This is a genomic window from Peribacillus muralis (assembly GCF_001439925.1).
Classification (GTDB): domain Bacteria; phylum Bacillota; class Bacilli; order Bacillales; family DSM-1321; genus Peribacillus; species Peribacillus muralis.
The window spans coordinates 35,815-60,095 of record NZ_LMBV01000003.1 but is presented as its reverse complement, the minus strand read 5'-3'; the positions used below and the strand labels follow the sequence as shown (position 1 = coordinate 60,095).

24 protein-coding genes are annotated in these 24,281 nt (G+C 42.7%); 20 read left to right on the top strand and 4 right to left on the bottom strand.

All coding sequences use genetic code 11. The features are described from left to right. Window positions 1-27 precede the first annotated feature (27 nt). The 4 genes from ASU00_RS04815 (at window position 28) to ASU00_RS04800 (ending at window position 5,493) form a co-directional block, all read left to right on the top strand. Window positions 28-1,590: an aldehyde dehydrogenase family protein gene (locus tag ASU00_RS04815; RefSeq protein WP_057912318.1), complete on the top strand. Its 1,563-nt coding sequence runs from the start codon at window positions 28-30 to the stop codon at window positions 1,588-1,590. 258 nt (window positions 1,591-1,848) lie between these two features. Beyond that, complete coding sequence (locus ASU00_RS04810) at window positions 1,849-2,631, top strand: TerC family protein (protein WP_057912317.1); 783 nt, start codon at window positions 1,849-1,851, stop codon at window positions 2,629-2,631. 808 nt (window positions 2,632-3,439) lie between these two features. Continuing rightward, on the top strand, window positions 3,440-4,183 hold the full coding sequence (gene sigI, locus ASU00_RS04805) for an RNA polymerase sigma factor SigI (RefSeq protein ID WP_057912316.1): 744 nt from the start codon (window positions 3,440-3,442) through the stop codon (window positions 4,181-4,183). After that, a complete protein-coding gene (locus ASU00_RS04800) occupies window positions 4,180-5,493 on the top strand; it encodes an anti-sigma-I factor RsgI family protein (RefSeq protein WP_057912315.1) in 1,314 nt (437 codons plus the stop codon). Before sigI ends, ASU00_RS04800 begins: the two co-directional genes overlap by 4 nt. A 56-nt stretch (window positions 5,494-5,549) precedes the next feature. Here ASU00_RS04800 and ASU00_RS04795 read toward each other — a convergent pair whose 3' ends face one another. After that, the gene (locus ASU00_RS04795) at window positions 5,550-5,741 is read right to left on the bottom strand and encodes an alpha/beta-type small acid-soluble spore protein (RefSeq protein ID WP_057912314.1); all 192 of its coding nucleotides are present in this window, start codon (window positions 5,739-5,741) and stop codon (window positions 5,550-5,552) included. A gap of 232 nt (window positions 5,742-5,973) precedes the next feature. Between ASU00_RS04795 and ASU00_RS04790 the strand changes: the two genes are divergently transcribed. From ASU00_RS04790 to ASU00_RS04725, 14 genes are all read left to right on the top strand, one after another. Then, complete coding sequence (locus ASU00_RS04790) at window positions 5,974-7,326, top strand: TrkH family potassium uptake protein (RefSeq protein WP_057912313.1); 1,353 nt, start codon at window positions 5,974-5,976, stop codon at window positions 7,324-7,326. A 414-nt stretch (window positions 7,327-7,740) separates the two neighbouring features. Then, window positions 7,741-9,057 (top strand): ATP-binding protein, encoded by a 1,317-nt coding sequence (locus ASU00_RS04785; protein ID WP_057912312.1) that lies wholly within the window; start codon window positions 7,741-7,743, stop codon window positions 9,055-9,057. A gap of 97 nt (window positions 9,058-9,154) precedes the next feature. Then, window positions 9,155-10,384: an acyl-CoA dehydrogenase gene (locus tag ASU00_RS04780; protein WP_057912311.1), complete on the top strand. Its 1,230-nt coding sequence runs from the start codon at window positions 9,155-9,157 to the stop codon at window positions 10,382-10,384. Next, window positions 10,381-11,154 (top strand): SDR family oxidoreductase, encoded by a 774-nt coding sequence (locus ASU00_RS04775; RefSeq protein WP_057912310.1) that lies wholly within the window; start codon window positions 10,381-10,383, stop codon window positions 11,152-11,154. Before ASU00_RS04780 ends, ASU00_RS04775 begins: the two co-directional genes overlap by 4 nt. A gap of 37 nt (window positions 11,155-11,191) precedes the next feature. Beyond that, window positions 11,192-12,802 (top strand): long-chain-fatty-acid--CoA ligase, encoded by a 1,611-nt coding sequence (locus ASU00_RS04770; RefSeq protein WP_057912630.1) that lies wholly within the window; start codon window positions 11,192-11,194, stop codon window positions 12,800-12,802. A gap of 70 nt (window positions 12,803-12,872) precedes the next feature. Further along, window positions 12,873-13,436: a TetR/AcrR family transcriptional regulator gene (locus ASU00_RS04765; protein WP_057912309.1), complete on the top strand. Its 564-nt coding sequence runs from the start codon at window positions 12,873-12,875 to the stop codon at window positions 13,434-13,436. A 46-nt stretch (window positions 13,437-13,482) separates the two neighbouring features. Continuing rightward, complete coding sequence (locus ASU00_RS04760; RefSeq protein WP_057912308.1) at window positions 13,483-14,367, top strand: 3-hydroxyacyl-CoA dehydrogenase family protein; 885 nt, start codon at window positions 13,483-13,485, stop codon at window positions 14,365-14,367. Continuing rightward, a complete protein-coding gene (locus ASU00_RS04755) occupies window positions 14,367-15,146 on the top strand; it encodes an enoyl-CoA hydratase (protein ID WP_201786271.1) in 780 nt (259 codons plus the stop codon). Before ASU00_RS04760 ends, ASU00_RS04755 begins: the two co-directional genes overlap by 1 nt. 15 nt (window positions 15,147-15,161) lie before the next feature. Continuing rightward, entirely contained in the window at window positions 15,162-15,563 is a 402-nt protein-coding gene (locus ASU00_RS04750) for an acyl-CoA thioesterase (protein ID WP_057912306.1), read from the top strand. A 34-nt stretch (window positions 15,564-15,597) separates the two neighbouring features. Next, window positions 15,598-16,659: a phosphotransferase family protein gene (locus ASU00_RS04745; RefSeq protein WP_057912305.1), complete on the top strand. Its 1,062-nt coding sequence runs from the start codon at window positions 15,598-15,600 to the stop codon at window positions 16,657-16,659. A gap of 4 nt (window positions 16,660-16,663) precedes the next feature. After that, on the top strand, window positions 16,664-17,446 hold the full coding sequence (locus tag ASU00_RS04740; protein WP_057912304.1) for a 2-phosphosulfolactate phosphatase: 783 nt from the start codon (window positions 16,664-16,666) through the stop codon (window positions 17,444-17,446). A gap of 5 nt (window positions 17,447-17,451) precedes the next feature. Continuing rightward, window positions 17,452-18,231: an SDR family NAD(P)-dependent oxidoreductase gene (locus ASU00_RS04735; RefSeq protein WP_057912303.1), complete on the top strand. Its 780-nt coding sequence runs from the start codon at window positions 17,452-17,454 to the stop codon at window positions 18,229-18,231. A 16-nt stretch (window positions 18,232-18,247) separates the two neighbouring features. Then, complete coding sequence (locus tag ASU00_RS04730; RefSeq protein ID WP_057912302.1) at window positions 18,248-19,027, top strand: enoyl-CoA hydratase/isomerase family protein; 780 nt, start codon at window positions 18,248-18,250, stop codon at window positions 19,025-19,027. A gap of 12 nt (window positions 19,028-19,039) precedes the next feature. After that, a complete protein-coding gene (locus ASU00_RS04725; protein ID WP_057912301.1) occupies window positions 19,040-20,017 on the top strand; it encodes a quinone oxidoreductase family protein in 978 nt (325 codons plus the stop codon). Between the two features lie 68 nt (window positions 20,018-20,085). Here ASU00_RS04725 and ASU00_RS04720 read toward each other — a convergent pair whose 3' ends face one another. After that, complete coding sequence (locus ASU00_RS04720) at window positions 20,086-20,421, bottom strand: DUF3905 domain-containing protein (protein ID WP_057912300.1); 336 nt, start codon at window positions 20,419-20,421, stop codon at window positions 20,086-20,088. A gap of 122 nt (window positions 20,422-20,543) precedes the next feature. On the opposite strand from ASU00_RS04720, the gene ASU00_RS25735 reads away from it, so the two are divergent. Next, window positions 20,544-20,702, top strand: coding sequence for a hypothetical protein (locus ASU00_RS25735; protein ID WP_061144505.1), 159 nt, complete (start codon window positions 20,544-20,546; stop codon window positions 20,700-20,702). Further along, window positions 20,702-20,848, top strand: coding sequence for a hypothetical protein (locus ASU00_RS25315; protein ID WP_161809693.1), 147 nt, complete (start codon window positions 20,702-20,704; stop codon window positions 20,846-20,848). Before ASU00_RS25735 ends, ASU00_RS25315 begins: the two co-directional genes overlap by 1 nt. A 39-nt stretch (window positions 20,849-20,887) precedes the next feature. Here the strand turns inward: ASU00_RS25315 and ASU00_RS04710 are convergent, their stop codons facing one another. Both ASU00_RS04710 and ASU00_RS04705 read right to left on the bottom strand, forming a co-directional pair. Continuing rightward, a complete protein-coding gene (locus ASU00_RS04710; protein ID WP_057912298.1) occupies window positions 20,888-22,648 on the bottom strand; it encodes a B12-binding domain-containing radical SAM protein in 1,761 nt (586 codons plus the stop codon). Between the two features lie 360 nt (window positions 22,649-23,008). Beyond that, window positions 23,009-24,034, bottom strand: a complete 1,026-nt coding sequence (locus tag ASU00_RS04705) for an acyltransferase family protein (protein ID WP_057912297.1) — start codon at window positions 24,032-24,034, stop codon at window positions 23,009-23,011. Between the last annotated feature and the right edge of the window lie 247 nt (window positions 24,035-24,281).

Here is a 24,281-nt window from a genome sequence, read left to right as displayed (position 1 = left end):
AAATAAGATAGAGCAAGGGGAGTAGTAATGGAAGAAATACATGACAAGTGGGAAGTGTTTTCCCCGGCAACTGGAGAGAAGATTGCCGAAATCGAACCAACGCAAGTGGGAGCTATTCCTCATTTATATACGAAATCAAGACAATCGTTCCAAGCATGGTCGAAACTTTCCATAAGCGAACGACTGCATTATTTAAGGACACTTCGCCTACTTATGGTCGAAAAAATGGATGAGATAGCTGAAGTCATTTCCAAAGATACGGGAAAAGTAAAAATTGAAGCACTGGTTGCAGACATCATGCCAACCATTGATGCGATCAAGCATATAGAGAAACATGCGGTGAAAGCTCTTTCCGGGAAAAAGGTCGCCACTCCTCTTTTGTTGATTGGAAAAAAATCATATATAGAATATATGGCTCGTGGAACCGTGCTTGTTATATCTCCGTGGAATTATCCGCTGCAGTTGGCGATGGTCCCCATTCTTAATGCGCTTGCAGCAGGAAATACGGTCATTGCCAAGCCATCGGAAGTAACACCCCTAGTTGGAGTGTGCATCGAAAATCTGTTTATTGAAGCTGGTTTCCCTAAGGGTACGATCCAGTTCGCCCATGGAGGGAAAGAATTGGGCGCAGCGTTAACGGAGCAAAAACCAGATTATATATTTTTCACTGGATCTGTAAGGACTGGCAAAATAATAGGCGAAGTAGCGGCAAAACATTCAATACCGACCACTCTCGAGCTTGGGGGGAAGGATCCGATGATCGTCCTGCGTGATGCTAACCTCGAACGAGCTGTGAACGGTGCACTCTGGGGAGCGTTTACGAACAGTGGGCAGGTTTGTATGAGTGTAGAAAGGGTTTATGTGGAACGCCCGGTTTATCAGGAATTTCTAGCGCTGCTTAAAGAAAAAACGAAGTCCATGAAGCAAGGAACACAATTAGAGGATGATATTGGTTCCATGACATTTCCGGCTCAGGTGGATATTGTGGCTGGACACTTGGAAGATGCCTTGAATAAGGGCGCGATTCTTGAAGCTGGAAAACAGCCAAAGGAGTGGGAAACGGAGGAGACCCATTTCATTCCACCGATGATACTGTCCAATGTCGACCACTCCATGAGGATCATGAATGAAGAAACATTCGGACCCGTATTGCCTGTTATGCCTTTCGACTCCGAGGAAGAGGTGGTCGCCCTGGCAAATGAAAGTGAATATGGACTTAATTCAAGCGTATGGACGAACGATAAGGAAAAAGCAAGGCGGATTGCATCACAGTTAGTAACAGGAGCGGTGACGATTAATGATGTGCTCGTTACGGTTGCCAATCACCATTTACCATTTGGCGGTGCTAAACAAAGTGGCATTGGCCGTTACCATGGTGAACAGGGACTGAAAATCTTCTGCCATGAAAAAGCAATCATGGTAGACAATGGTCGTAAGGATGCAGAAATCCAATGGTATCCTTATGAGGGGAAATACAAAAGCTTTTTATCGTTGTTTCAAAACTACTTTTCTGTTAAACCGAACTGGATCGAATTCGTAAAGGATTATTTGCAATTGATCAAAATATCCAAAGCGAAACGGAAAAGCTGATTCAATTTAAAAAAAGATTGTTATTTTCATAATAGTGGCGTATACTATTAATATATTAATAACTGATTTTCCTTTATCAAAGGGGAGTAGCGTTAGGGTTCGCCCTAAAACAAAGTCGTCATTACGTGAATGGGAACATTCATCGGCTTTGTTGACATGTTTTCATGTTCAGCAAGACCTTTGCCTATACGGCAAAGGTCTTTTTATTTTTTGACGATGCCGATAGGAAGGAAATACAAACTATTGGAGGTTGAATGGATGGAAGCATCATTACTATTGGAATATGGCTGGGTCCTTCTCATTTTGGTCGGTTTAGAAGGAATACTCGCTGCGGATAACGCAGTCGTCATGGCTGTCATGGTTAAGCACTTACCGAAAGAACAACAACGGAAAGCCTTGTTTTATGGTCTGATGGGAGCTTTCGTTTTCCGCTTTGCAAGTTTATTTCTTATTTCCTTTCTTGTCGACGTGTGGCAAATTCAAGCAATCGGTGCGATTTATTTACTTTTCATCGCTTTTCAGAACATTTATAAAAAATACTCTCGTAAAGGTGAGAAGGAAATCACGAAGCCTAAAAAGCAATCTGGCTTCTGGATGACCGTAGTAAAGGTTGAAGCGGCCGATATAGCTTTCGCAATCGATTCAATGCTTGCTGCCGTCGCGCTGGCTGTAACACTTCCTGCAACAGGCTGGATGAAAGTCGGCGGTATTGACGGAGGGCAATTCGCTGTCATGTTCCTCGGCGGTCTGATTGGATTGGTCATTATGCGATTTGCAGCAAATGGATTCGTGAAGTTGCTTCATCAGCGTCCTTCACTTGAAACGGCAGCATTTTTGATTGTAGGTTGGGTTGGAGTGAAATTGGCGGTACACACACTCGCACACCCTTCACTTGCTGTCATCGACCATCATTTCCCTGAATCAACCCTTTGGAAATCGATTTTCTGGGTGGTATTGATTGGCATAGCGGTAGGTGCGTGGATCATCTCAAGCAAAAAAGAGAATAAAGAGAAAAAAGAAAAACAAATACAAGAAGCATAAAAGCAAGTAGCAAGCTAAGCACAAAAGGGTTTCGGAATGGTCCATTCCGAAACCCTTTTTGATGTCACAAGAATCACTCTTTGCATCGAATTTTGAGGGCAAGTTCTCATGAAATCGCGTTTTTCACATGTTTTTTGTACAGCTTCTCGTTAACTACATGTGGACAATCGGGATTAAATTTTTCCATTATCTTTTACAGGCAGAATGGTATGGAACGCAAGGTAACGAGACTCCTGCGGGAAATGCGGTCTAAGGGAGACACCGCAGGCGCAAGCGCCGAGGAGGCTCCCCGACCGCCCTCTGGATAAGCGAGTGCCTGCAGTGCAATGAAACGGACTAAGTACAAATCGCCAAAAAATCTTCTTCAATAAGGCAGAGTGAAGTGGAAAGTAACAAACCATTTAACTATGACCAAAGAAACTGTAGTACACCCCATTATTACCTATTTTTTTCAAAAGTCTGAAATCCTCTTCTCGAGATATTTTTCACACTTAAAATGGATTTATGGACATTACCCACATACCGCCTAGAACTTTTTCGTATGATATGTTAAAAGCTGTGAATATTAAATTCTGGTTAGAAAAATGACAATTTCCTCATTGATTCGGACGAAGATACGGAAAAAGATATTGTAATGTAACCACACTGTAATAAACGAGAAAAAACTAAGTATTTTGTCATGATGAGCCGTGTTGTGATTTCAAATAATCCGCAAAAATGGTTCTTTTGGTACTGTCTTTTAGACTCCCTCCGCTTAAGATAAGTATGTTGATTCATATTTTTTTATCAACAGGAGCGAGGTGAGCAAATGCTTGGATTGTTGTTTACAGCATTCAAAAAAAAGCGTTCTTTAGAAGAAACCGTATTGAAAATTCAACAAGGCGATATTAGCCTTCGTAATGATACTATAGCGTCATTCAAACCTTTTATAGCGAAAACCGTCTCATCAGTGTGCAGACGTTACATATATGAATCAGATGATGAATTCAGTATTGGTATGATTGCTTTCAATGAGGCAATCGACAAATACTCCCCCGACAAAGGCCGTTCATTATTGGCATTTGCCGAAACCCTTGTTAAACGAAGGGTTATAGATTACTTAAGAAGCCAGTCGAAGCATAAAGAAATCCTTCTGGACATATCGCTTAATGATGACGAAGACCAAAGCCATATATATATCGATAATGAAAATTCCCTTCAAGAATACGAACAACAGAAGGAAGCGGAAAAAAGAAAAGAAGAAATTCACCTATACATAAGCCATCTGCAGGATTTTGGACTGACTTTTGAAGATCTCGTTGAAAACTCTCCAAAACATGCTGATGCCAGGAAGGGAGCTATCTTGATTGCCAAACTGTTGATGGACGACGATGAACTGAAAGAAATCCTGTTTGCAAAAAAACGGCTGCCAGTTAAACAGCTTGAAGGAAAAGTCGATGTAAGCAGAAAAACGATTGAGCGGAACCGGAAGTACATCATTGCTGTGGCAATCATAATAAACGGAGATTTTTTATACTTGAATGATTATATTAAAGGGGCTATCCATGAATGAAAAAAGGAGTTATTCTGTCAGTTAATAAGCGTTTTGTAACCCTGTTGACCCCCGAGGGTGAATTTCTCAAAACAAAAAGAGGCGAACGGTCTTATGAAGTGGGTGAAGAAATCACTTTTTCCCCAGTGAAACAAAAGACGGCTTTCACCATTTTCAGTTTCCATTCAACCTTCAAGAAAACGGCTGTTTTAAGTATCGTCTCTACCTTCTTGATTCTCTTTTCTGTCATGCCGTCTTATTTCACAGGTCATGTGTCGGCATATATGACAATAGATGTAAATCCTAGCATTGAATTGGAGCTTAACGATCACTTGGAAGTGCTCAAACTTACCGGCTTGAACGAAGACGGTAAGCTTGTTATCGGTCAGCTGAAAGATTGGAAAGGCGAGGGAATTAAGACGGTTACAAACCGAATTGTTGAAACGACAAAGCAACTTGGGTATTTGAAAGGAAAAAAACAAATAGTCGTGTCGACAACGTTGTTGGATAAAGATAAAAATCTGGATAAAAATTTAAAAGAAGAGATAAAAAAAATATCCGAGCAGGAAAACGGTTCGAAAACGAAGATGAAAGTGATTCAGGCAACTAAAAGTGATCGGGAGCAGGCGAAGGTACAAGGCATTTCGACTGGCAAATATGTCGAAAAGAAATTGAAAAAGAACCATGACAAGGTAAAAGTGAATAAGAGGGAGCCTGAACAAGAGAAAACAGAAGAAGAGAAAAATGGCACGTCTGAAAAGCAGAGCGAAATACAGGGCAAAGAAAGCGAAACGGACCAAGAAAACATTAAAGGCACTAGTTCGAATGTTAGGAAACAACCTCCTTTAAAAGAAGCTAAACCACAAGCACCGGAAAAATTGGAGACACTACCAGATGAAAAGCAAGTAAAACCGAACCGGGAAGATCATAATGGCAAACGGATGGAGATCAATCGGTTAAAGGAAAAAAGCAAGCAGCCTAAAGGTAAACCCGGCAGCAGTCGAAGCATTCGGAACAAGCAAAGCGTGCAAAGCAACCGAAACAGCCAAAGCCATGAAAGAAATGAAAACAATCATTACAATCCAAGCACCCATAGTAAACAAAGTGGACGTGACAACGGACGTAATTATACAAGGGACAAGCAGAAAAATGAAAGGCCGGATAACAGGTTCGATAAGAACAGATATTCAGCAGACAAAGACGAGAGAAGTGAAAGGGAAAAGGTTAAAAACGATCATTTGAAAAGCGAAAAGAAAAAAGATGAGCCTGAGAGAGAGAAGGGGCAAAAGGGGAAAGGTACTCATGGAAGTGGGCGTGGACATAATAATTAAAAAGAGTCCAGCAAAAAGCTGGACTCTTAGCCATGGATATTCAATTGTGTGATGAATTATTGACCTTTAAGTTGAGATTGAGCTTGTGCTACAAGGCGTTTCGTAATCTCTCCACCAACGGAACCGTTGGCACGCGCTGAAGTATCGGAACCTAGTTGTACACCGAATTCTGATGCGATTTCATATTTGATTTGATCTAATGCTTGTTCGATTCCTGGAACAAGAAGCTTGTTACTGCTGTTAGCCATTATAATCTCCCCTTTACTTTTTCAACGGCTTCTGCCGCTGTAATGATAGTATAAGTAGAATGAGGAGATTTACTTATGGTCGCAGTAGCAAACTTATTGGTAAACCTACCTAATTGATGCAAGTAAGTCAGTTTCAAAAGAGAATGGAAAAAAGACTGAAAAAAGGGTACACTATAGCTTTAATGGGGTTAGAATCCACAAAGTTATAAAAGAGTAAGAAAGGAAACTCTTAATGGTTGCTATCAGAAAAATATTATCGAAGTTAACACCCGCTCAGCTTATCGTCGGTTATTATTTTTTGGCCGTCAGTATCTCGACCCTACTGTTGAGTCTGCCAGTCGCTCTTAAGCCTGGCGTAGAATTTGCATTCATGGACGCTTTATTCACAGCCGTAAGTGCAGTTAGTGTGACAGGTCTAACCGTTGTCAGTTTGCCCGAAGTCTACAATGAGGTAGGCTATTTCATTCTGATGTTCGTTCTCCAATTCGGCGGGATTGGCATCATGACGCTTGGAACGTTTTTTTGGTTGATTTTGGGCAAGAAGATCGGCTTGAAGGAAAGGCAATTGATTATGACTGATCAAAACCAATCGAATCTTTCGGGGCTTGTTAAATTATTGATCCAGATCATTCAGATATTTGTCGTAATTGAAATGATTGGCGCTCTCGTTTTAGGCGTTTACTTTCTGAATTATTTTCCAAACTGGAAAGAAGCCTTTCTGAATGGCTTATTTTTAGCCATAAGCGCCACCACGAATGCTGGTTTTGATATCACCGGTACTTCAATGATTCCATTTAAAGACGATTATTTTATACAGTTCATCACCATTATCCTGCTTACCCTTGGAGCCATTGGGTTTCCTGTCTTGATTGAGGTAAAAGAATTTTTGTCCAATAGAACTCGTACTTATAAGTTTCATTTTTCATTGTTCACAAAATTGACATCAGTCACATTCTTTTGGCTCATCATTGGCGGCACGATCTTGATTTACCTGGTCGAAGCGAACGGTTTCTTTAAAGATAAGAACTGGCATGAGTCATTGTTCTATTCTTTATTCATGTCTTCCAATACGCGAAGCGGCGGCTTAGCCACAATGAACGTGAGTGACTTTTCGGAACCGACCTTATTAATGATGAGTATACTGATGTTCATTGGAGCCTCCCCAAGTTCAGTCGGAGGGGGCATCCGCACGACCACGCTGGCCATCATGATCCTATTTTTATGGAATTTCATGAGGGGAAGGCGTGCCATTAAAGTATTTAAACGGGAGATCCATCCTGATGATATTCGAAAGGCGACAGCCGTAATGATCATGGGATCCCTTCTTTGCATAATGGCGGTCTTCATTTTGTCGATTACTGAGAATTTTACTTTGATGCAAATCATTTTTGAAGTATGTTCTGCTTTCGGCTCAGTGGGTCTGTCGATGGGGATTACACCTGAACTCAGCCATACAGGTAAAATTGTTATTATGATCATCATGTTTATTGGCCGTGTAGGGATAACCTCGCTACTTTATATCATTGGCCACAAAGAAATTAGGGGAAATTATCATTACCCAAAAGAACGTGTCATCATAGGCTAAATGAATAGCAAAGGTTCAGAATGTAGACAAACTCGATGAAAATCGAGTTTGTCTACATTTTTTTCACCATTTAAACGTTCCATTACACTGTGCGTGAAAACGAAGATGGAGTTTCCATTGCCCACAGTTATGGTAAGCAACGCAAAGACATAATAAAAAAGTACGACATGAATGATAAATGGATCAGTCAACATTTTAAAAAGAATATCGTTCGTAAAGAGATTGGTTTTTAAACTGGTACCTCTCCTTTTAGGGAAGGTTTTTTGTGTTGGGAGCAGGAATCAATGATAAAATGTTGAAATTTACCTACAAGAGAGTTATTTCCATTTATTTATATATTTGCTTCGGGCGGACTTCATTATAATCTCATTCGTAAAGGAGGTGGAGAAAATAAAGAAATATACTGGAAGGATTATGGTTCCTGTACTTTTCATCCTGTTATTGGCGCCGTATCTAGCATCGTCTGTTATTGATGAAGGCGGGGTTTCAATCTTGGCAGGAACCTATTTATTTGCCGTTTTATCCATCGCCTGGAGCTTGGGGGCGATTTTTGATGATAAACGGAAAACAATCGCTTTATTGCAGGACAGCGAAGGACGTTATCGGATTTTCTCCAAATACTCCAAGGAATTGGTCAATAGCTTCAACGAGGTCATTTTTCAAACGGATCATAAAGGAAAATGGCTGTATTTAAATCCAGCTTGGAAGTCGATGAGTGGTGCAACCGTTAATGAATCACTCGGGCTGCATTTTTCAAAACATGTGGATAATACATCATATCAAGATGTATTAAAGGCGTTTGCGGAATCTTTTGAACAAGGAAAAAAATATTTCCGGGTTGACATTAAATTACGTGATGCAAAAAAGGGAAGCAGCTGGGTCGAAGCGTTCGTTAAACTGATATACGATGAAGCGGGGAAATTCATTGGGACGGCAGGAATATTATCCGAAATCAATGAACGTAAGCATGCAGAAGAAAAACTTGTAAGTTTGAATGAACATTTGGCAATCACGTCAAGCAAGTTATCCACGGCAGCCCAACTTGCAGCAGGGATAGCACATGAGGTAAGAAACCCGATGACGGCGATATTGGGTTTCGTCAAGTTGATTAGGGATGGAGGGAAAGATAAACAGGAATATTATGATATTATTTTTTCGGAAATAAATCGAATTGAGCAAGTCTTGAATGAGCTGTTGATGCTTTCCAAACCGAGCGGGGCAGTTTTTCTTGAGAAAGATTTTAAAAAAAGCTGCGATCATGTCGTAACGCTGCTGGAGACAAACGCCGTCTTGAACAATATCCAAATCCATAAAAATTATGATGCAGAACCGATATTCATTTATTTTGATGAAAATCAAATTAAGCAAGTGCTAATCAATATCATCAAAAATTCGATAGAGTCGATGCCGGATGGCGGAAATATATTTTTGAGTATATATGAGCAAAATCGGGAAGTTTTCGTAACCATATTGGATGAGGGGGAAGGGATACCGGAAAATTCCCTTCAAAAAGTAGGAGAGCCGTTTTTCACGACTAAATCATCAGGAACTGGGCTAGGACTCTCCGTTTGTTTCAAGATCATCGAAAAGCATGGTGGGAAGGTTTTCATTACAAGTGAATTGAAAAAAGGGACGAAGATTGTCTGTGTATTCCCTGCGGTCCAACCCAAAAATCTTAGCGGTAACGAAAAGGAGGAGGTAAGGGATGAAATGGTTAAGCCTGAAAAATAAGTGTTTTAATTGTTGAAAAAATCGGAAAATTATGTATATACTGTAAGAGTGAGAACATACTAACCGGTCAGTTAGTATTAAAAAGGAGGATTTCAAATTGATCTTTGAACATACTCAAAAGGTAAAAGCTCTGGAAAAGAAGTTAACGGATTTCATGGAAAGGCATGTATATCCAAATGAAGCCGTATACCAAAAACAGCTCGAACAGCAGAAAAGCCGCTGGAGCGACATCCCGCCGATTTTATCTGAATTGACGGCGAAAGCAAAGGAAGAAGGATTATGGAATTTATTTTTACCAGATAGCAGTTATGGAGCAGGTTTAACAAATCTGGAATATGCACCGCTTTGCGAGATCATGGGAAGATCGATGATCGGTCCTGAAATTTTCAACTGTAATGCACCTGATACTGGCAATATGGAAGTTTTGGTGAGATACGGTTCGAATGAGCATAAGGAACGTTGGCTGAAGCCGTTGCTTGCAGGGGACATTCGCTCATGCTTCTCGATGACGGAGCCGGATGTGGCGTCTTCCGATGCGACCAATATTGAGTGCAGAATTGAAAAGTCTGATAATGAGTATGTCATAAACGGCCGGAAATGGTGGTCTTCCGGGGCAGGAGATCCGCGATGTAAAATTGCCATCGTTATGGGAAAAACGGATCCTGATGCTTCAAGGCATGAGCAACAGTCCATGATTCTTGTGCCACTGGACACACCAGGCGTCAAAATCGAAAGAATGCTTCCTGTATTCGGCTATGATCATGCTCCTCATGGACATGCTGAAATCAATTTTGACAATGTAAGGGTCCCGGCAGAGAATATTTTATGGGGTGAGGGCAAGGGATTTGCAATTGCCCAAGGAAGATTAGGACCGGGAAGGATTCATCACTGCATGAGGTTGATCGGTGCTGCCGAGAGAGCACTTGAAGAATTATGTAAGCGCATTCAAGATCGTGTCGCCTTTGGAAAGCCTTTGGCGAGGCAAGGTGTGATCATGGAGTGGGTCGCCGATTCGCGGATTGAAATCGAGCAGGCTAGACTGTTGACGTTAAAAGCAGCCTATATGATGGATACGGTCGGCAACAAGGAGGCGAAGGCGGAGATTGCCATGATCAAAGTAGTTGCACCGAATATGGCATTGAAAGTGCTTGATCGTGCCATACAGGGGTTTGGCGCAGCGGGTATTTCGGATGATTTCCCATTTGCCGCACATTGGGCAAATGCAAGGACCCTAAGGCTTGCTGATGGTCCGGATGAAGTGCACCGGTCACAAATTGCTAAAATCGAGCTTCGGAAATATCAACAAAAGCATGAGGTGAGAATATGAACGTTAAGCACCTATTCGATTTGACTGGAAAAACGGCAATCATAACCGGCGGGGGCAGGGGGCTAGGTGAACAAATAGCGACTGGGTTTGCAGAAGCGGGGGCAAATGTCGTTCTTTGTTCCAGGAAGAAGCAGGCATGCGATGAAGCGGCCGCGAAGATCGAAGGGCTTGGAGTCAGGGTGCTTTCCTTGAAGTGTGATATAACCAATCCTTCAGATGTACAGGAAGTCGTTAATGAAACGGTCCGTGAATTTGGCTCCATTGATATTCTCGTCAACAATAGCGGTGCATCCTGGGGTGCGCCAGCAATCGATATGCCGCTTGAAGCTTGGCATAAGGTGATGAATGTCAATGTAACCGGAACCTTCATCATGAGCCAGACTGTAGGCAGGATCATGATTGAGCAGGGATATGGAAAAATCATTAACATAGCTTCCGTGGCAGGATTAGGGGGGACCGATCCAAGGGTGCTCGATACGGTTGGATACAATACAAGCAAAGGCGCTGTCATTACATTAACGAAGGATTTAGCCGTTAAATGGGGCGAGCACAATATTCATGTTAATGCGATCGCACCTGGATTCTTTCCGACAAAAATGTCGAAAGGGGTGCTGGCCCAGGGAGAGAAACCTATCTTGGATTCCACCCCGCTTAAAAGATTTGGCAGTGATGATGATTTAAAAGGTGCAGCCGTTTTTCTGGCTTCAAAGGCATCGGATTACGTGACAGGGAACATCCTGATTGTCGATGGGGGTTCACATGCAATGTAATGACAAGTAAATGAATATGGCTGGAGGGAATGTAATGATGAATGAAAAAAAATGGCTGTCAGCGTATCCCGATTCAATTTCAAAGGATATAAAAGTACCTGATTTTCCGATGCAAACAATTCTTCAAAATGCATGTCAATCCTATCCGAACAATACAGCCATCACTTTTTATGGGCAAAAAATCAAGTATCAGGAGCTTTTTCTTGCTTCGCAAGTTTTTGCCTCAGCTCTTCAAAAAAAAGGTATCCAAAAGGGAGATCGTGTCGCAATCATGTTGCCTAACTGCCCGCAATATGTCATTGCGTATTACGGGGCCTTGACCACCGGGGCAATCATCACCCAAATCAATCCAATGCTTGTTGAAAGGGAGCTGCAGCATATCTTGCAGGACTCCGGAGCAGTGTCAATCGTGGTATTGGACGGATTATATCCGAAAGTGAAGAGTGTGCAGCGGGATACGAATCTGAATAATATTATCGCGGTGAGCCTGCAGCCATCAAAGGCAGTTTTTCAGCCTGATGTTTCATTTGATCAATTCATGGAGATGGGAGATGGCAACGTCGAGCCAGTAGCCATCGATCCGGAACATGATATCGCCGTTCTTCAATATACAGGAGGAACGACGGGACGTTCAAAAGGGGCAATGCTGACCCACGGCAATATTCTGGCTAATGTCGTCCAGTGCTATGAATTCTTCAAGCATGAATTAAAAGTGGGTTCTGAGAGAACGCTCTCGATCATACCGCTTTTTCATGTTTTCGGAATGACCTCCGCCATGAATTTATCGATATATGTCGCGGGTGATTCAATCATGCTGCCGCGATTCGAAATTGATGAAGTGCTCGAGACGATCAAGCGTGAGCAGCCGACGACTTTTCCGGGTGTACCGACCATGTATGTAGCACTGACGAACCATCCTAAGGCTGACGAATCTGGAATGGGCTCCATTCGGCTATGTAATAGCGGAAGTGCGCCGATGCCCGTCGAACTTTTACGTGAGTTTGAACGAAAATCAGGTGCAAAGATTTTGGAAGGCTACGGGCTTACGGAAGCTTCGCCAACCACGCATTGCAACCCGGCATTTGCCGAAAGAAAACCGGGAAGCGTAGGGATCGGCGTCCCATCGACTGAATATAAAGTCATGGATTTAGGTGACGGGACAAAAGAAGTGGCACCTGGTGAGATGGGGGAATTGGTCATCAAAGGTCCCCAAGTGATGAAAGGGTATTGGAATATGCCAGAGGAAACGGCGGCCACTCTTAGGAATGGCTGGCTTTATACCGGGGACATCGCAAAAATTGATGAAGAAGGATACCTCTTTATAGTAGATAGGAAGAAGGACTTGATCATTGCAAGCGGCTATAACATTTATCCTCGTGATGTGGAAGAAGTCCTTTATGAACATCCTGCTGTGCGGGAAGCGGTGGTCATCGGAGTTCCGGATGCCTACAGAGGAGAGTCGGTTAAAGCTGTGCTAGTCCTGAAAGATGAACAAGTGGCAAGTGAACGGGAAATCATCGATTACTGCCGTGCAAACCTGGCGCCCTATAAAGTTCCGCATTTCGTTGAATTTCGTGAGGAGTTACCGAAAACGAACGTTGGAAAGATTTTGAGGCGCGCATTAAGGGAAGAACTATCCAATAAATAAATGGATCAGAAAGTACGACAGCGTATGATATCGCTTCACTGAAATTTTAACAGATTGCGAGGATGCAAACATGAAGGAAAAAATGACAGAACATAGCATACGCTTATTTGAAAAGAAGGGCTTTAGTGAAACGTCGATTACGGATATCGTCGAATCGATCGGCGTTACGAAAGGGACATTTTATTATTACTTTACGAGCAAAGAACAGTTGCTGATGGATATACATTTAGCGTATATAGATGAATTGCTTAATGAGCAGGAAAAGATCATTTCGACTCCAGGGAAAACCTGCAAGGATATACTGTTTGATATCGTCCATATGCTTTTAAAGAGCATTAAAACGAAAAAATCGAGTGCAACGGTTTTTTTCCGGGAAATGAAAAATCTAAGCGATGAAAAACTTGAACAAATTCTCCCGAAACGAGATGAGTTCCGCAGCAAAATCGAGCAGGTGCTGATTAGTGGCATCGAGAGCGGAGAATTGCGTGCCAATCTCGACGCTTCCATCATCTCCTTTGCCATTTTGGGGGTGGCTAATTGGAGCTATCATTGGTTCGATCCAGAAGGTGAAAAAAATGAGCAGGAAGTGGCAAATATTTTCATGGGGATGATTTTATATGGAATTGAAGCATGATGTATGTGCTACATACTGACTAGTTAGTAGAAGGGAGATTGAAGACATGACAAACAAGCAAATTCAATCGATAACTGTAATTGGAGCCGGCCAAATGGGGCATCAAATCGCGATGCTTGCCGCTTTGGGAGGTTATGAGACGATTCTTCAGGATGTTGAGGAACAAGCATTGAACGAGGCCAAGTCAAAATTGGATGCAATCATGACTAAATGGGTTCAAAAAGGTAAATTGTCAGAAGATCGGAAATTGGCAGCTTTTAGTCGGCTTCAATACACTGCCGACTTGGAGAAGGCTGCTAGTGGAGCTGATTTGATCATTGAAGCGGTTGTAGAAAAACTTGATGTGAAACAAGACGTTTTCGCTAAACTGGAAAAAATGGCACCAGCTGAAACCATTTTTGCGACGAATAGTTCGACGATTGTCAATAGCCTGCTCTCTAGCGTGACGAAACGCCCGGACAAGTTCATTAACATGCATTTCTTTTTCCCCCCTTTAGTAATGGATTGTGTTGAAGTTGTCATGAGTGAACAAACATCGGAAGAAACAGCAAAGCAAGCGATGGAGGTCACACAGAAAATGAATAGGACCGGGGTTTTATTAAGAAAAGAAATTTCCGGATTCGTAGCCAATCGAATATTGGGTGCGCTTCAACGTGAAGCATTATATTTGTATGAAGAAGGAATTGTCGATTATAAGGATGTCGATTTAATTTGCCGAAAGGCGTTAGGCCATCCGATCGGCCCGTTTGAACTGATGGATTTATCGGGAATTGATGTAGGTTATTTTGTTATGCAGCAGCGATACAATGAAACTGGCAATCTTGAAGATAAGCCAAACGCCTGTATCGAGGAAAAGGTGAAGCAGGGTCATTTAGGAAGGAAATCAGGCAAGGGCTGGTATGATTATTCAAATCAAGGGGTGAAGAATTGATGACTAGGTTCATTAAATTGGAAAAGGAAAACAAGCTTGCAATCATAACCATTGATAATCCGCCGCTAAATGTCATTAGCAGGCAGGTATTCGCAGAATTGGGAGAAACCTTCACGAAACTTTCCAAGGACGATGAGACTGTAGCTGTGCTCATAACGGGTGCAGGAAATATGGCATTTGCAGCTGGTGCTGACATAAAGGAATTCCCCAATATGATGGGTAATCCGAATATGAAAGAAACGGTAAAGGAAGGGCATGCTGTATTGGCGATAATTGATCAGTTCCCTAAACCGACGATTGCTGTACTAAATGGCCTTACTTTAGGAGGGGGATGTGAACTCGCTTTGGCCTGTGATTTGCGTGTTGCAGAGACACAAGTCCAAATTGGTCTTCCTGAGGTTAAATTGGGCTTATTTCCTGGAGGCGGAGGGACACAACGGCTGTCCAGACTTGTTGGAAATGCAAAAGCCAAGGAAATAATATTTACCGGTGATCCGCTTGATGCGAAAGAAGCCGAAAAAATTGGGCTCGTCAATAAGGTCGTCGAACAGGGCAGTGGTCTAGTCGAGGCGAAAATGTTGGCCTCAAGAATGACAAGGCATTCGCTGCAAGCACTTTCGAGAATCAAGAAGGCGATCAATGAAGGCAGTGAGGTGAAGCTTGAAGAAGGAATAGAGCTAGAAACGAATCTATTCGAAGAAATCTTCCAAACCGAGGATGTAAAAGAGGGCGTTTCGGCTTTCTTAAACAAGCGTAAACCGTCTTTCGTACACCGTTAATCAAGGAGGGGTCTTATGCATGAATTCGAAGTAAACGTCCGTTTTTCCGAAACGGATGCCTTTGGTTCCATCAACAACACCAGTTATTTCATCTATCTGGAAGAAGCACGCATGAAGTTCTTTGAAGCTTTGGGTATGGCAACGAATACTCAATCACCAAACTTTTTATTGGCTTCGACAAACTGCAATTTTAGTGCCCAAACCAACGTGAATCAACTGTTGACGATTCGGACTTCTTTGACAAAGGTAGGTACAAAAAGCTGTGAATTGTTCCATGAAATTCTTTGTTCACAAACGGGGAAGATCATTGCCAAGGGGCATGCGGTTTTAGTTTGTTATGATTTTTCCAAGCAAAAAAGTGAACCGATACCGGAAAGAATTAAAGATAAACTCATCTCGGAGATTGTCCTTCATTAGCGTGAATTAAGGCGTGGCGAAAGGATTGAAGCATATGGTTGACGATACGATTCCAGTTCGGCCTGGAGAGGAGCTGGATATTAGCGTTTTAGAAAATTTCCTTAGAAATAATGTGAGCGACCTTCCGAACGAGCCGTTAAATCTGCAACAATTTTCGACAGGGTACTCAAATTTGACGTATCAGCTGAAGATAGGGGAGTGGGAAGCTGTACTGCGAAGGCCACCGCTTGGTCCTGTGGCTCCCAAGGCACACGATATGAAGCGTGAACATCATATCCTTTCTTCCATCCATCCCTATTTCCAAGCGGCACCCGAACCTATCCTGTTTTCGGATGATGAATCGATTGTGGGTGCTCCCTTTTTCCTAATGGAAAGGAAACATGGACTGGTCATAGATGGTGAATGTCCCGAAGGAGTCGTCCCTACCTTGGAGCGATGCCGTAAGCTTTCTCATATCATGGTCAATCGGCTCGCCGAACTTCACTCGATTCCATATGAGAAAACGGGCTTAGTGGAAATCTCCAGACCGGAAGGGTTCATCGCAAGGCAGGTACACGGGTGGATTTCCCGATATGAGAGGGCAAAGACGGATGACATTAAGGAATTGATGCCTCTCATTACTTATTTGCAGCAAAATATCCCGAAATATAGCCAAACTTCAATTATCCATTATGACTACAAGATCAACAATGCCATGTTTAATCAAGATCTTACGGAGATGGTGGGATTATTCGATTGGGAGATGGCCACTGTTGGCGATCCGCTGGCCGATCTAGGAGTGGCTTTAAGTTATTGGACAGAAAGCGATGACCCCGAATTAATTAAAATCGGCGTCGGTCAAGCATCGATAACGACTTTAAAAGGGTTTTTGACACGAAAGGAATTTATCGAGACGTATGCAAGCAGAAGTGGAAGGGATGTTTCGAATATCGATTTTTATGTAACATTTGGTTACTTTAAATTGGCGGTCATCCTTCAGCAAATCTATTCGAGGTATAAAAAAGGACAGACGAATGATCCTCGCTTTTCCCAGCTTGGAAAAACGGTAAAAAGCTTACTCACTCATGCAGCAAATGTAGCGGCGAAGGAAGTTTAAAGAAATGGGGCATGTACAAAGCATTCATCTATTATTAAAAAAAGAAGAGATACGGAAGGAAAAGCTATCTGAAGGAGAGAAGGTGGCCGTTGTCCTCGATGTGCTGTTGGCAACCACCACGATCATTTCGGCACTTCACAATGGAGCACGCCAGGTGATACCTGTCTTGGACCCATCTGCTGGCATAGAAATAAGCCAGGAAGAGGGAAACGGTGATTATGTATTGGCAGGAGAGCTTAATGCGGCGCCTGTGGATGATTTAATCTATCCAAGTCCGACGCTGTTGCGTAACATGGTACGCGATAAAACGCTTATACTGTTTACAACTAACGGAACGGTTGCTTTAAGAAATTCCGCTGGTGCCAAAAAAGTGTATATCGCTTCTTTATTGAACAATCCATCAGTTGCAGAAAAAATAAAACGACAGCATCAGACCGAAACGATCATCATCGTGTGTTCGGGAAACTCAGGTGAATTCAGCCTGGAGGATTTTTACGGGGCAGGACATTTGATAGATTGCCTGATGCTTGGCTCACCGGAGAGATTCAATCTCAATGATGCCGCAAAGGCTGCAAGCGCGCTCTATCGCACGAATATCGAAAATGCTTTCGATATCCTGCAAGCATCATATGTCGGCCAGCTGTTCAATCGGCACAGGCTGATCGATGATTTGAAATTGGCTGCGAATAAGGGCTCGGTCCATCTTGTTCCCGAGATGGTGAATGGAAGAATCGAAGCTGAATCAAGCAGGCAGGAAATGCAGCATCAAAATCCGGATACGAGGTGAACGGGATGAGATTTTCACAGTCGATAGCGGTGGTGACAGGAGCAGGTTCCGGTATTGGAAAAGCTACTGCGCAGCGCTTATCGGATGAAGGGGCAAACGTATTATTGGTAGGGAGGACGAAGGCGAAGCTGAAGGAAGCTGCAGCCGAAATCAATGCCAGGAATACCAGGAAAGTAGCCGATATTTTCCCTGCGGATGTGACGGATGAGGAAGATGTAATGGAGCTTGCGATGTATGTGAAGGAACAATATCGTGACCTTCACATTTTAATCAATAACGCAGGAGGATCGAGGTCCTCGAAGCTTTTGGATACTTCTGCGGACGATTGGGACATGGTTCAGCATGTCAACTTGAAAAGTGTGTTCCTTGTGTCCAAGCACTTGGGGAAAATCATGGTTGAAGGAGCGAGCGGGGAAATGGAAGACCCGGTAAACCGGGCGATCGTGAATGTCGCTTCACTATCAGGACATCAACCAGGCGCTGTCATTCCACATTACAGCTCCGCTAAAGCAGGAGTCATCGGTTTAACGAAATCCTTGGCATTGGAGCTTGCTCCTGCTGGCATTCGGGTCAATTCGGTTTCGCCTGGGTTCATTGAAACACCATTAACGGAGAATGGACTGCAAAACGAAAAATTCGTTAAGGCCATCCAGCGAAACACGGTGTTGGAACGTGTGGGGAAAGCGGAGGAAATTAGCAATGTCATTACGTTTGCTGCTTCAAGAGAGGCCTCCTATATGACAGGGACAGACATTCTTGTCGACGGTGGCTGGTTAATTAAATAACAAAGGAGATGAGTTTATGATAAAAGACCATTTATTGACAGAGGTAACCGGAAATGTATTGATCCTGACTTTGAATCGACCTGAGAGCTTAAATGCCTTCAGTCCGGAGATGATTGCCGACTTAACGAAGGAAATTAAAGATGTTAAAGAAAAGCCCCATATAAGGGCAGTCGTCATTAAAGGTGCAGGGCGATCATTTACTGCTGGCGGAGATGTGAAATCGATGGGAAAGGCCTCTGCGGGCCAATTATATGACCACGTCGGCAGGATGAATGAATGCATATTGGCTCTTGATTCTTCTGAGGTTCCCGTGATTGCTGCCGTCCATGGATTTGCGGCAGGGGCCGGCTTCAATTTGGCCCTTGCCTGTGATTTGATCATCGCCTCTGAAGATAGTCAATTTGCGATGAGTTTTTCACAGGTAGGATTGATTTCAGATGGAGGGGGTTCGTATTTTTTACCGAAGTTGGTCGGGCCTCATCTTGCAAAGCAACTCTTCTTCTCAGCTGAACCGATTTCAGCAGAGCGCTTATATCAGTTAGGCATCATAAATTATGTATGTCCACTTGAGCAGCTTGAGGAAGAATCGTTTAGGCTTGCGAAAAAGCTGGCCAATGGCCCGACAAAAGCATATGGAATGATGAAAAAACTCGTTAGCCATTCATTTACGGCGACTCTTGACGAAATGCTCGAGCAAGAGCGAATTACTCAAACGCTGATGGCGTCAACGGAAGATCATTTAGAGGGAATTGCTGCTTTCAAGGAGAAAAGAAAACCGGAATTCACCGGAAATTGAGGAGGTACCATGATGAGAGCGATTCAATTTAAAGAATATGGCGGGCCGGACGTACTGAAAATGACGGATACGGAAAGACCTGTCCCAACTGGCCATGAGGTACTGATTGAAATTGATTGTGTCGGCGTCAATTATGCGGATACTGCCAGAAGGGAAGGGCAATATGTCGTGCCAACGCCGCTCCCATTCATCCCGGGTGCGGAAGTGGCTGGAGTTGTGGTGGAGGTAGGCGGGAAAGTAACCAAAATCAAACCAGGTACAAGGGTGGTAAGCTTAATTGAATCGGGTGGCTATTCTGAATATGCCCTGTCCGATGAATACTCTGTCATTCCGCTTCCAGATGCCATTTCCTTTCATCAAGCTGCAGCCTTGCCTCTCCAAGGGCTAAGTGCTTATCATATTTTAAAGACGATGGGACGCCTGCAGCAAGGAGAAACGGTTTTAGTACATGCCGCAGCTGGGGGAGTGGGAACGATTGCCGTCCAGCTTGCGAAAATCTTCGGTGCAGCTAAAGTGATTGCCACTGCCAGCACGAAGGAAAAGTTGGAGTTGGCTAAAAAACTGGGGGCTGATGTCCTAATCGATTACACCGAGGAAGGTTGGGAAATGAAAGTACGTGAGGCAACAGGTGGTATGGGAGTTGACGTGGCATTGGAAATGGCTGGGGGAGACATATTCACTAAAACATTGAAGTGCTTGGCCCCATTCGGTCGTCTTGTTGTTTTTGGAAATGCGAGTCGTGAAGGCTATACGATGAACCCGCAGCAATTAATGAGGCGCAATCAATCCGTTGTCGGCTTCTTCCTGCCACAAATCATGAAAAAACCGGACTTGCTGTTGCCCAGCATCGAAGATCTTTTTTCTTACGTGGCGTCAGGGAAGCTTAAGCTGACGATCGGCGGTGTTTATCCGTTTGAAAATGCGGCAAATGTTCATGAAGAAATGAACACTCGTCAAACAACAGGAAAATTGATCCTACAGGTTAAATGAAGGGAAGGGGTGTTTATCGCTGGTGCGGTACACCCCTTTTTTTAAACAGAGATCCTTTTGAAGCAATTTCAATCCGTTTCTGCGCTCACATCTTTATCAGGATGCATAAAGGGTGCCTCGGGAGCTCTTTTCGCTTCTAACAGTTCACGGTTTTCCGCTGAATTCCAGCCTATATCATTTGTAGGGTGGATCCATTCGTCCCCAGCCATGATTTCGGGATCTGTTTCTTCACTCCAATTTTCAAGGGGTGAGTTAGCTGATGCGTATTTACTGTCTCCAATCACGACGCCGTAATCATTAACAAATGGGGCTTGTGGTTTTATACCTGTTCCTTTGAAGCTTGGCGCGTTCATTTGGTGTGGCTGCGTATCCGCAATGATGGGTGAATCCAATTTCTTTTTCATAGCCTCTCTCCCTTAATTGTTTACGATTATTTTTCTCGTCTGTCCCTTTATTATCCCTGAATAATTTTTGTCCTATTTACCCCATCATAAACGGTAAACTTTATTGAAAAGGGTGGATGAAAATGAAACGAAAAGCCAATGTGGATGGTGCTGTCAAAGCAAGTAAGACGCCTAAAAGAAACCAAGCTGAAAATGATTTCTCGAATGAGTTTGCAGCAGAGGAAAACCCAATGAAGGGTGCCAACCGAAATTCAAAGCAGGGCAGAAAAGGAAGAAGTTAATGGAGCGGGACAAGCTGATTCCAGAGGATAAACAGTTGGAAGAACATGTACGGACTGAATTCGGAATCGAATTCAGTGGGGACATGAACGCAACCAAGATTTATGAAATATTATCAAAGGAAAATAAAAAGCGGGAAAATAAGTAAAAAAGAAGACGAATCCATTTATTGGATTCGTCCTTTTTCTTACAATACAGTACTTCCTGATTTCGACATAGGAAAGACCGTTGACCCATTGCCGGCCGGATCAAAATAAGCAAGCATGATCGATGGCTTTTCAGTAATGATCCCCTCGGCTAAATAGGTTTCCAAATCAAAAGGAAGGGCCTCAAGTAATGTATGTTTATGAATTTCTTTTTCATTCAGCCCCAGGGCTGTGAAAGTGTCTCCAAGCCGAGCAGGTTCAGATAAAATGGCATCATAAATCTGTTTCCGGCCTTGTTTATCCAATGATGCTTCCCACCAAGGTTTACGTGGCTTGTATTTTTGGTTGGTGAAATAATCCAGCTTCATGAGACCGGTGATATTTTCCAGCTCAGTCGACTCACGGGAGGCTAGAAACTGTTGCAGACGTTTGAATAAGTCTTCCAGTTGATGTCCGATACGGGACCAGCCCTGTTGATCCCAATACGTACCAAAAGCTTGAAAAAAGTCGAATGGCGATGGAAAAACGGTTTTAACCAGATATTCTGTCGTATGATCCATCCTATGATCATTCCAGTATTTTTCGAGGACATCCTCAACTTGCTTGATCCGCACAATATCATCAAACGATAAAACGTTATTCCCGAGAATTTCATAGGGAGCATGCTCACTGTAAATATACCGGTGTTCATCGGCACGTATCCTCAACCCAGTTCCACGGAGCATTTTTAAGAAGCCAAGCTGCATCTCTTCGGGCCTAAGTGCAAAAACATCATTAAAGGTCTTTTTAAAGGTGAGATAATCTTCTTCAGGTAAACCGGCAATCAAATCTAAGTGTTGATCTATTTTTTTGCCTTCTTTTACCATCGTAACGGTCCGCGTCAGTTTTTCGAAATTTTGTCTTCGCATGACAAGGTCGTTCGTATGGTCATTCGTTGATTGTACACCAATCTCAAAGCGGAACAACCCTGCTGGAGCATTGTCGTTCAAAAACTGGATAACTTCCGGACGCATGATGTCGGCGGTGATTTCAAACTGGAAAACCACACCCGGATGATGTTCATCAATCAAGAATTGGAACATGTCCATCGCATAGCTTCGGCTGATATTGAAGGTCCTGTCAACAAATTTAATGGTCTTTGCACCATTTTTCATTAAATACCTAATATCTTCCTTAATCTTTTCACGATCAAAATACCTGACACCCACTTCAATGGAGGAAAGGCAAAATTGGCAGCTGAATGGGCAGCCGCGGCTAGTTTCGATATAGGTGACCCGCTTGGAAAGATCATGACGATCTTCCTCCAAACGATAGGGGGTAGGAAGCGATTTAAGATCAACCTTGCCATTCTGTGGCTGGATGATTTTTTTTCCGTCCTGACGATAAGCAATTCCGCCTACCTTCTTGTAGTCGCGTGATCCTTCAATTTCAGATAAAAGGGACTTGAATGTGACTTCACCTTCGCCAATTACGATAAAGTCAGCTCCGGGAATTTGGTCAAGCCATTCATTAACATCATAAGTAACTTCAGGTCCTCCGAGAATGATCACTAATTCTGGATTGATTTTCTTAAGCATGGCTACAACTTTCATTGTTTCCTCGATATTCCAGATGTAGCAGCTGAACCCGATGACATCGGGTTTTTTGGAATGAAGGTCGCCGACTATGTTCATGATTGGATCTTTTATCGTATATTCAGCCAGCTGCACCTCATAATCCGGCTGCGCATAAGCCTTTAAGTATCGTATAGATAGCGATGTATGGATATATTTTGCGTTTAGAGTACTAATGATAATATTCATAGGAAGAAACGGCTGTCTCCTTTCATGTTCTTTTTAAGACAGTAAACACTAACGAGTAATTTTACCATAGCGTGCTTCATTTGAGAAATGGGATATTTAAGCTCGAAAGCTTTTATCGAAATGAGATAGGTAGAAGTAAGGCACTTGATCATGGAAACAGGTTGAGTAAAGAGTGAAGGGTTAATGGAGAGTTTAGTATAAGTGCAGTGAGAGGAAATGTTATGATACACCCCGGGAAACGTGTGAGTATATAATGCGTTCTGGATTATTCGAGCAGATCCCGCAGAGGGGCAGATAGCCTTAAAGAAAAAAAACTGGGGATGAACTCAATGATTATTGAGTTCATCCCCAGTATGAAACTTAAAATGCTTGTTTTAGATATTCTTTCGTTTTGTACATGAACCGTTTTGTTTTGGTCGCCTTCAATTCGATGATTGGCTGCGCCATCGTGGCGATCATCTCGCTTGATAATAGCACAGTGATCAAGAAAGACAGGCAGGCGAGCATGATGAAGCTTTCTGTATTGCTGAAATAATCGTGTATCGTGCTCTCACGGAAGAAACGAATGAAGAACCCATGCAGCAAATACACATATAAAGTTTGCTTGCCCCAATTGGTAAAGAAATATTGTCTGCGCGGGATGAAGGATAGGAAGCTGAACACCGAGATTATGCTCAATCCATAAAATCCAAGGCGTTTAAACATTGACACGATCGTCGCATCTTCCAGCTCGGAATATGGCTTGGAGCCGAGCAGCCATTTATAATTGATCTCGGTATTTAAATAAAAACCGATAAATATCACTAACATGACACCAAGGGAGGCCAAACGGACTTTAGGTGTGAATAATTTTTTTAAATGATCCTTACTTAAATGGTACCCGATTAAAAACATCGGGAAGAACACGAAGGTCCTTGAGAGACTTAGGTAATTGGAAATATTGTCCATGTAGCCAATCAATAAAGCGATTAATATCGATACGCCTATCCCTACTGAAGGCTTGAGCTTGGAAAATCCTAGCAGCATGATGTTCCAGCAAAATAGGCTGATCAAGAACCAAAGAGACCACTGTGGATCAAGCAGGTCTACTGTGAGGGCAGTACGTTCATATAAAAAGTAATAATAGACGGCATATATTATTTGGAAGATAACGTAAGGTAAGATCAATTTTTTAGTAATTTTTGCTAAGTAGCCCTTTTGATAGAATCCTTTTGCAAAGAACCCCGAAACAAGGATAAAGGCTGGCATATGAAAGGAATAAATGGTTTTATATAAAGCATAAATCGTTTCACTGTCATGTATATACGTATTAAGCAAATGTCCAAAGACGACAAAAGCCATGAGAATGAATTTGGCATTATCAAAGAAAAAATCACGTTGTTTCATAGTTGCCTCCATTTTAGTGAATTTTAAGGTAGCTAGAAAGCATTGTTACTCTTATACCCTAATTTTGTAGTGGAGAAACATAATATTTCACGATCGTAATCTTACCTTAAGCATAACGCTAATTTTTACAGGATTCAACACACTACAATTTGACATATTGGTTAATGACGGATTTGGAATATTGAATTGATTTTCTAAAATACCGAGGAAATTTTAAATGGGCGTCGAATAAAGTTTTGTAAGTATG

Coding starts and splice junctions, on each gene's coding strand:
- ASU00_RS04765 (WP_057912309.1), top strand. CDS start 12,873: ATGAAGGAAAAAATGACAGAACATAGCATACGCTTATTTGAAAAGAAG.
- ASU00_RS04745 (WP_057912305.1), top strand. CDS start 15,598: ATGGTTGACGATACGATTCCAGTTCGGCCTGGAGAGGAGCTGGATATT.
- ASU00_RS04720 (WP_057912300.1), bottom strand. CDS start 20,421: ATGAAAAAGAAATTGGATTCACCCATCATTGCGGATACGCAGCCACAC.
- ASU00_RS04790 (WP_057912313.1), top strand. CDS start 5,974: ATGGTTGCTATCAGAAAAATATTATCGAAGTTAACACCCGCTCAGCTT.
- ASU00_RS04735 (WP_057912303.1), top strand. CDS start 17,452: ATGAGATTTTCACAGTCGATAGCGGTGGTGACAGGAGCAGGTTCCGGT.
- ASU00_RS04760 (WP_057912308.1), top strand. CDS start 13,483: ATGACAAACAAGCAAATTCAATCGATAACTGTAATTGGAGCCGGCCAA.
- ASU00_RS04775 (WP_057912310.1), top strand. CDS start 10,381: ATGAACGTTAAGCACCTATTCGATTTGACTGGAAAAACGGCAATCATA.
- ASU00_RS04730 (WP_057912302.1), top strand. CDS start 18,248: ATGATAAAAGACCATTTATTGACAGAGGTAACCGGAAATGTATTGATC.
- ASU00_RS04740 (WP_057912304.1), top strand. CDS start 16,664: ATGGGGCATGTACAAAGCATTCATCTATTATTAAAAAAAGAAGAGATA.
- ASU00_RS04705 (WP_057912297.1), bottom strand. CDS start 24,034: ATGAAACAACGTGATTTTTTCTTTGATAATGCCAAATTCATTCTCATG.
- ASU00_RS04810 (WP_057912317.1), top strand. CDS start 1,849: ATGGAAGCATCATTACTATTGGAATATGGCTGGGTCCTTCTCATTTTG.
- ASU00_RS04800 (WP_057912315.1), top strand. CDS start 4,180: ATGAAAAAAGGAGTTATTCTGTCAGTTAATAAGCGTTTTGTAACCCTG.
- ASU00_RS25315 (WP_161809693.1), top strand. CDS start 20,702: ATGGAGCGGGACAAGCTGATTCCAGAGGATAAACAGTTGGAAGAACAT.
- sigI (WP_057912316.1), top strand. CDS start 3,440: ATGCTTGGATTGTTGTTTACAGCATTCAAAAAAAAGCGTTCTTTAGAA.
- ASU00_RS04710 (WP_057912298.1), bottom strand. CDS start 22,648: ATGAATATTATCATTAGTACTCTAAACGCAAAATATATCCATACATCG.
- ASU00_RS25735 (WP_061144505.1), top strand. CDS start 20,544: ATGAAACGAAAAGCCAATGTGGATGGTGCTGTCAAAGCAAGTAAGACG.
- ASU00_RS04725 (WP_057912301.1), top strand. CDS start 19,040: ATGAGAGCGATTCAATTTAAAGAATATGGCGGGCCGGACGTACTGAAA.
- ASU00_RS04770 (WP_057912630.1), top strand. CDS start 11,192: ATGAATGAAAAAAAATGGCTGTCAGCGTATCCCGATTCAATTTCAAAG.
- ASU00_RS04750 (WP_057912306.1), top strand. CDS start 15,162: ATGCATGAATTCGAAGTAAACGTCCGTTTTTCCGAAACGGATGCCTTT.
- ASU00_RS04815 (WP_057912318.1), top strand. CDS start 28: ATGGAAGAAATACATGACAAGTGGGAAGTGTTTTCCCCGGCAACTGGA.
- ASU00_RS04755 (WP_201786271.1), top strand. CDS start 14,367: ATGACTAGGTTCATTAAATTGGAAAAGGAAAACAAGCTTGCAATCATA.
- ASU00_RS04795 (WP_057912314.1), bottom strand. CDS start 5,741: ATGGCTAACAGCAGTAACAAGCTTCTTGTTCCAGGAATCGAACAAGCA.
- ASU00_RS04785 (WP_057912312.1), top strand. CDS start 7,741: ATGGTTCCTGTACTTTTCATCCTGTTATTGGCGCCGTATCTAGCATCG.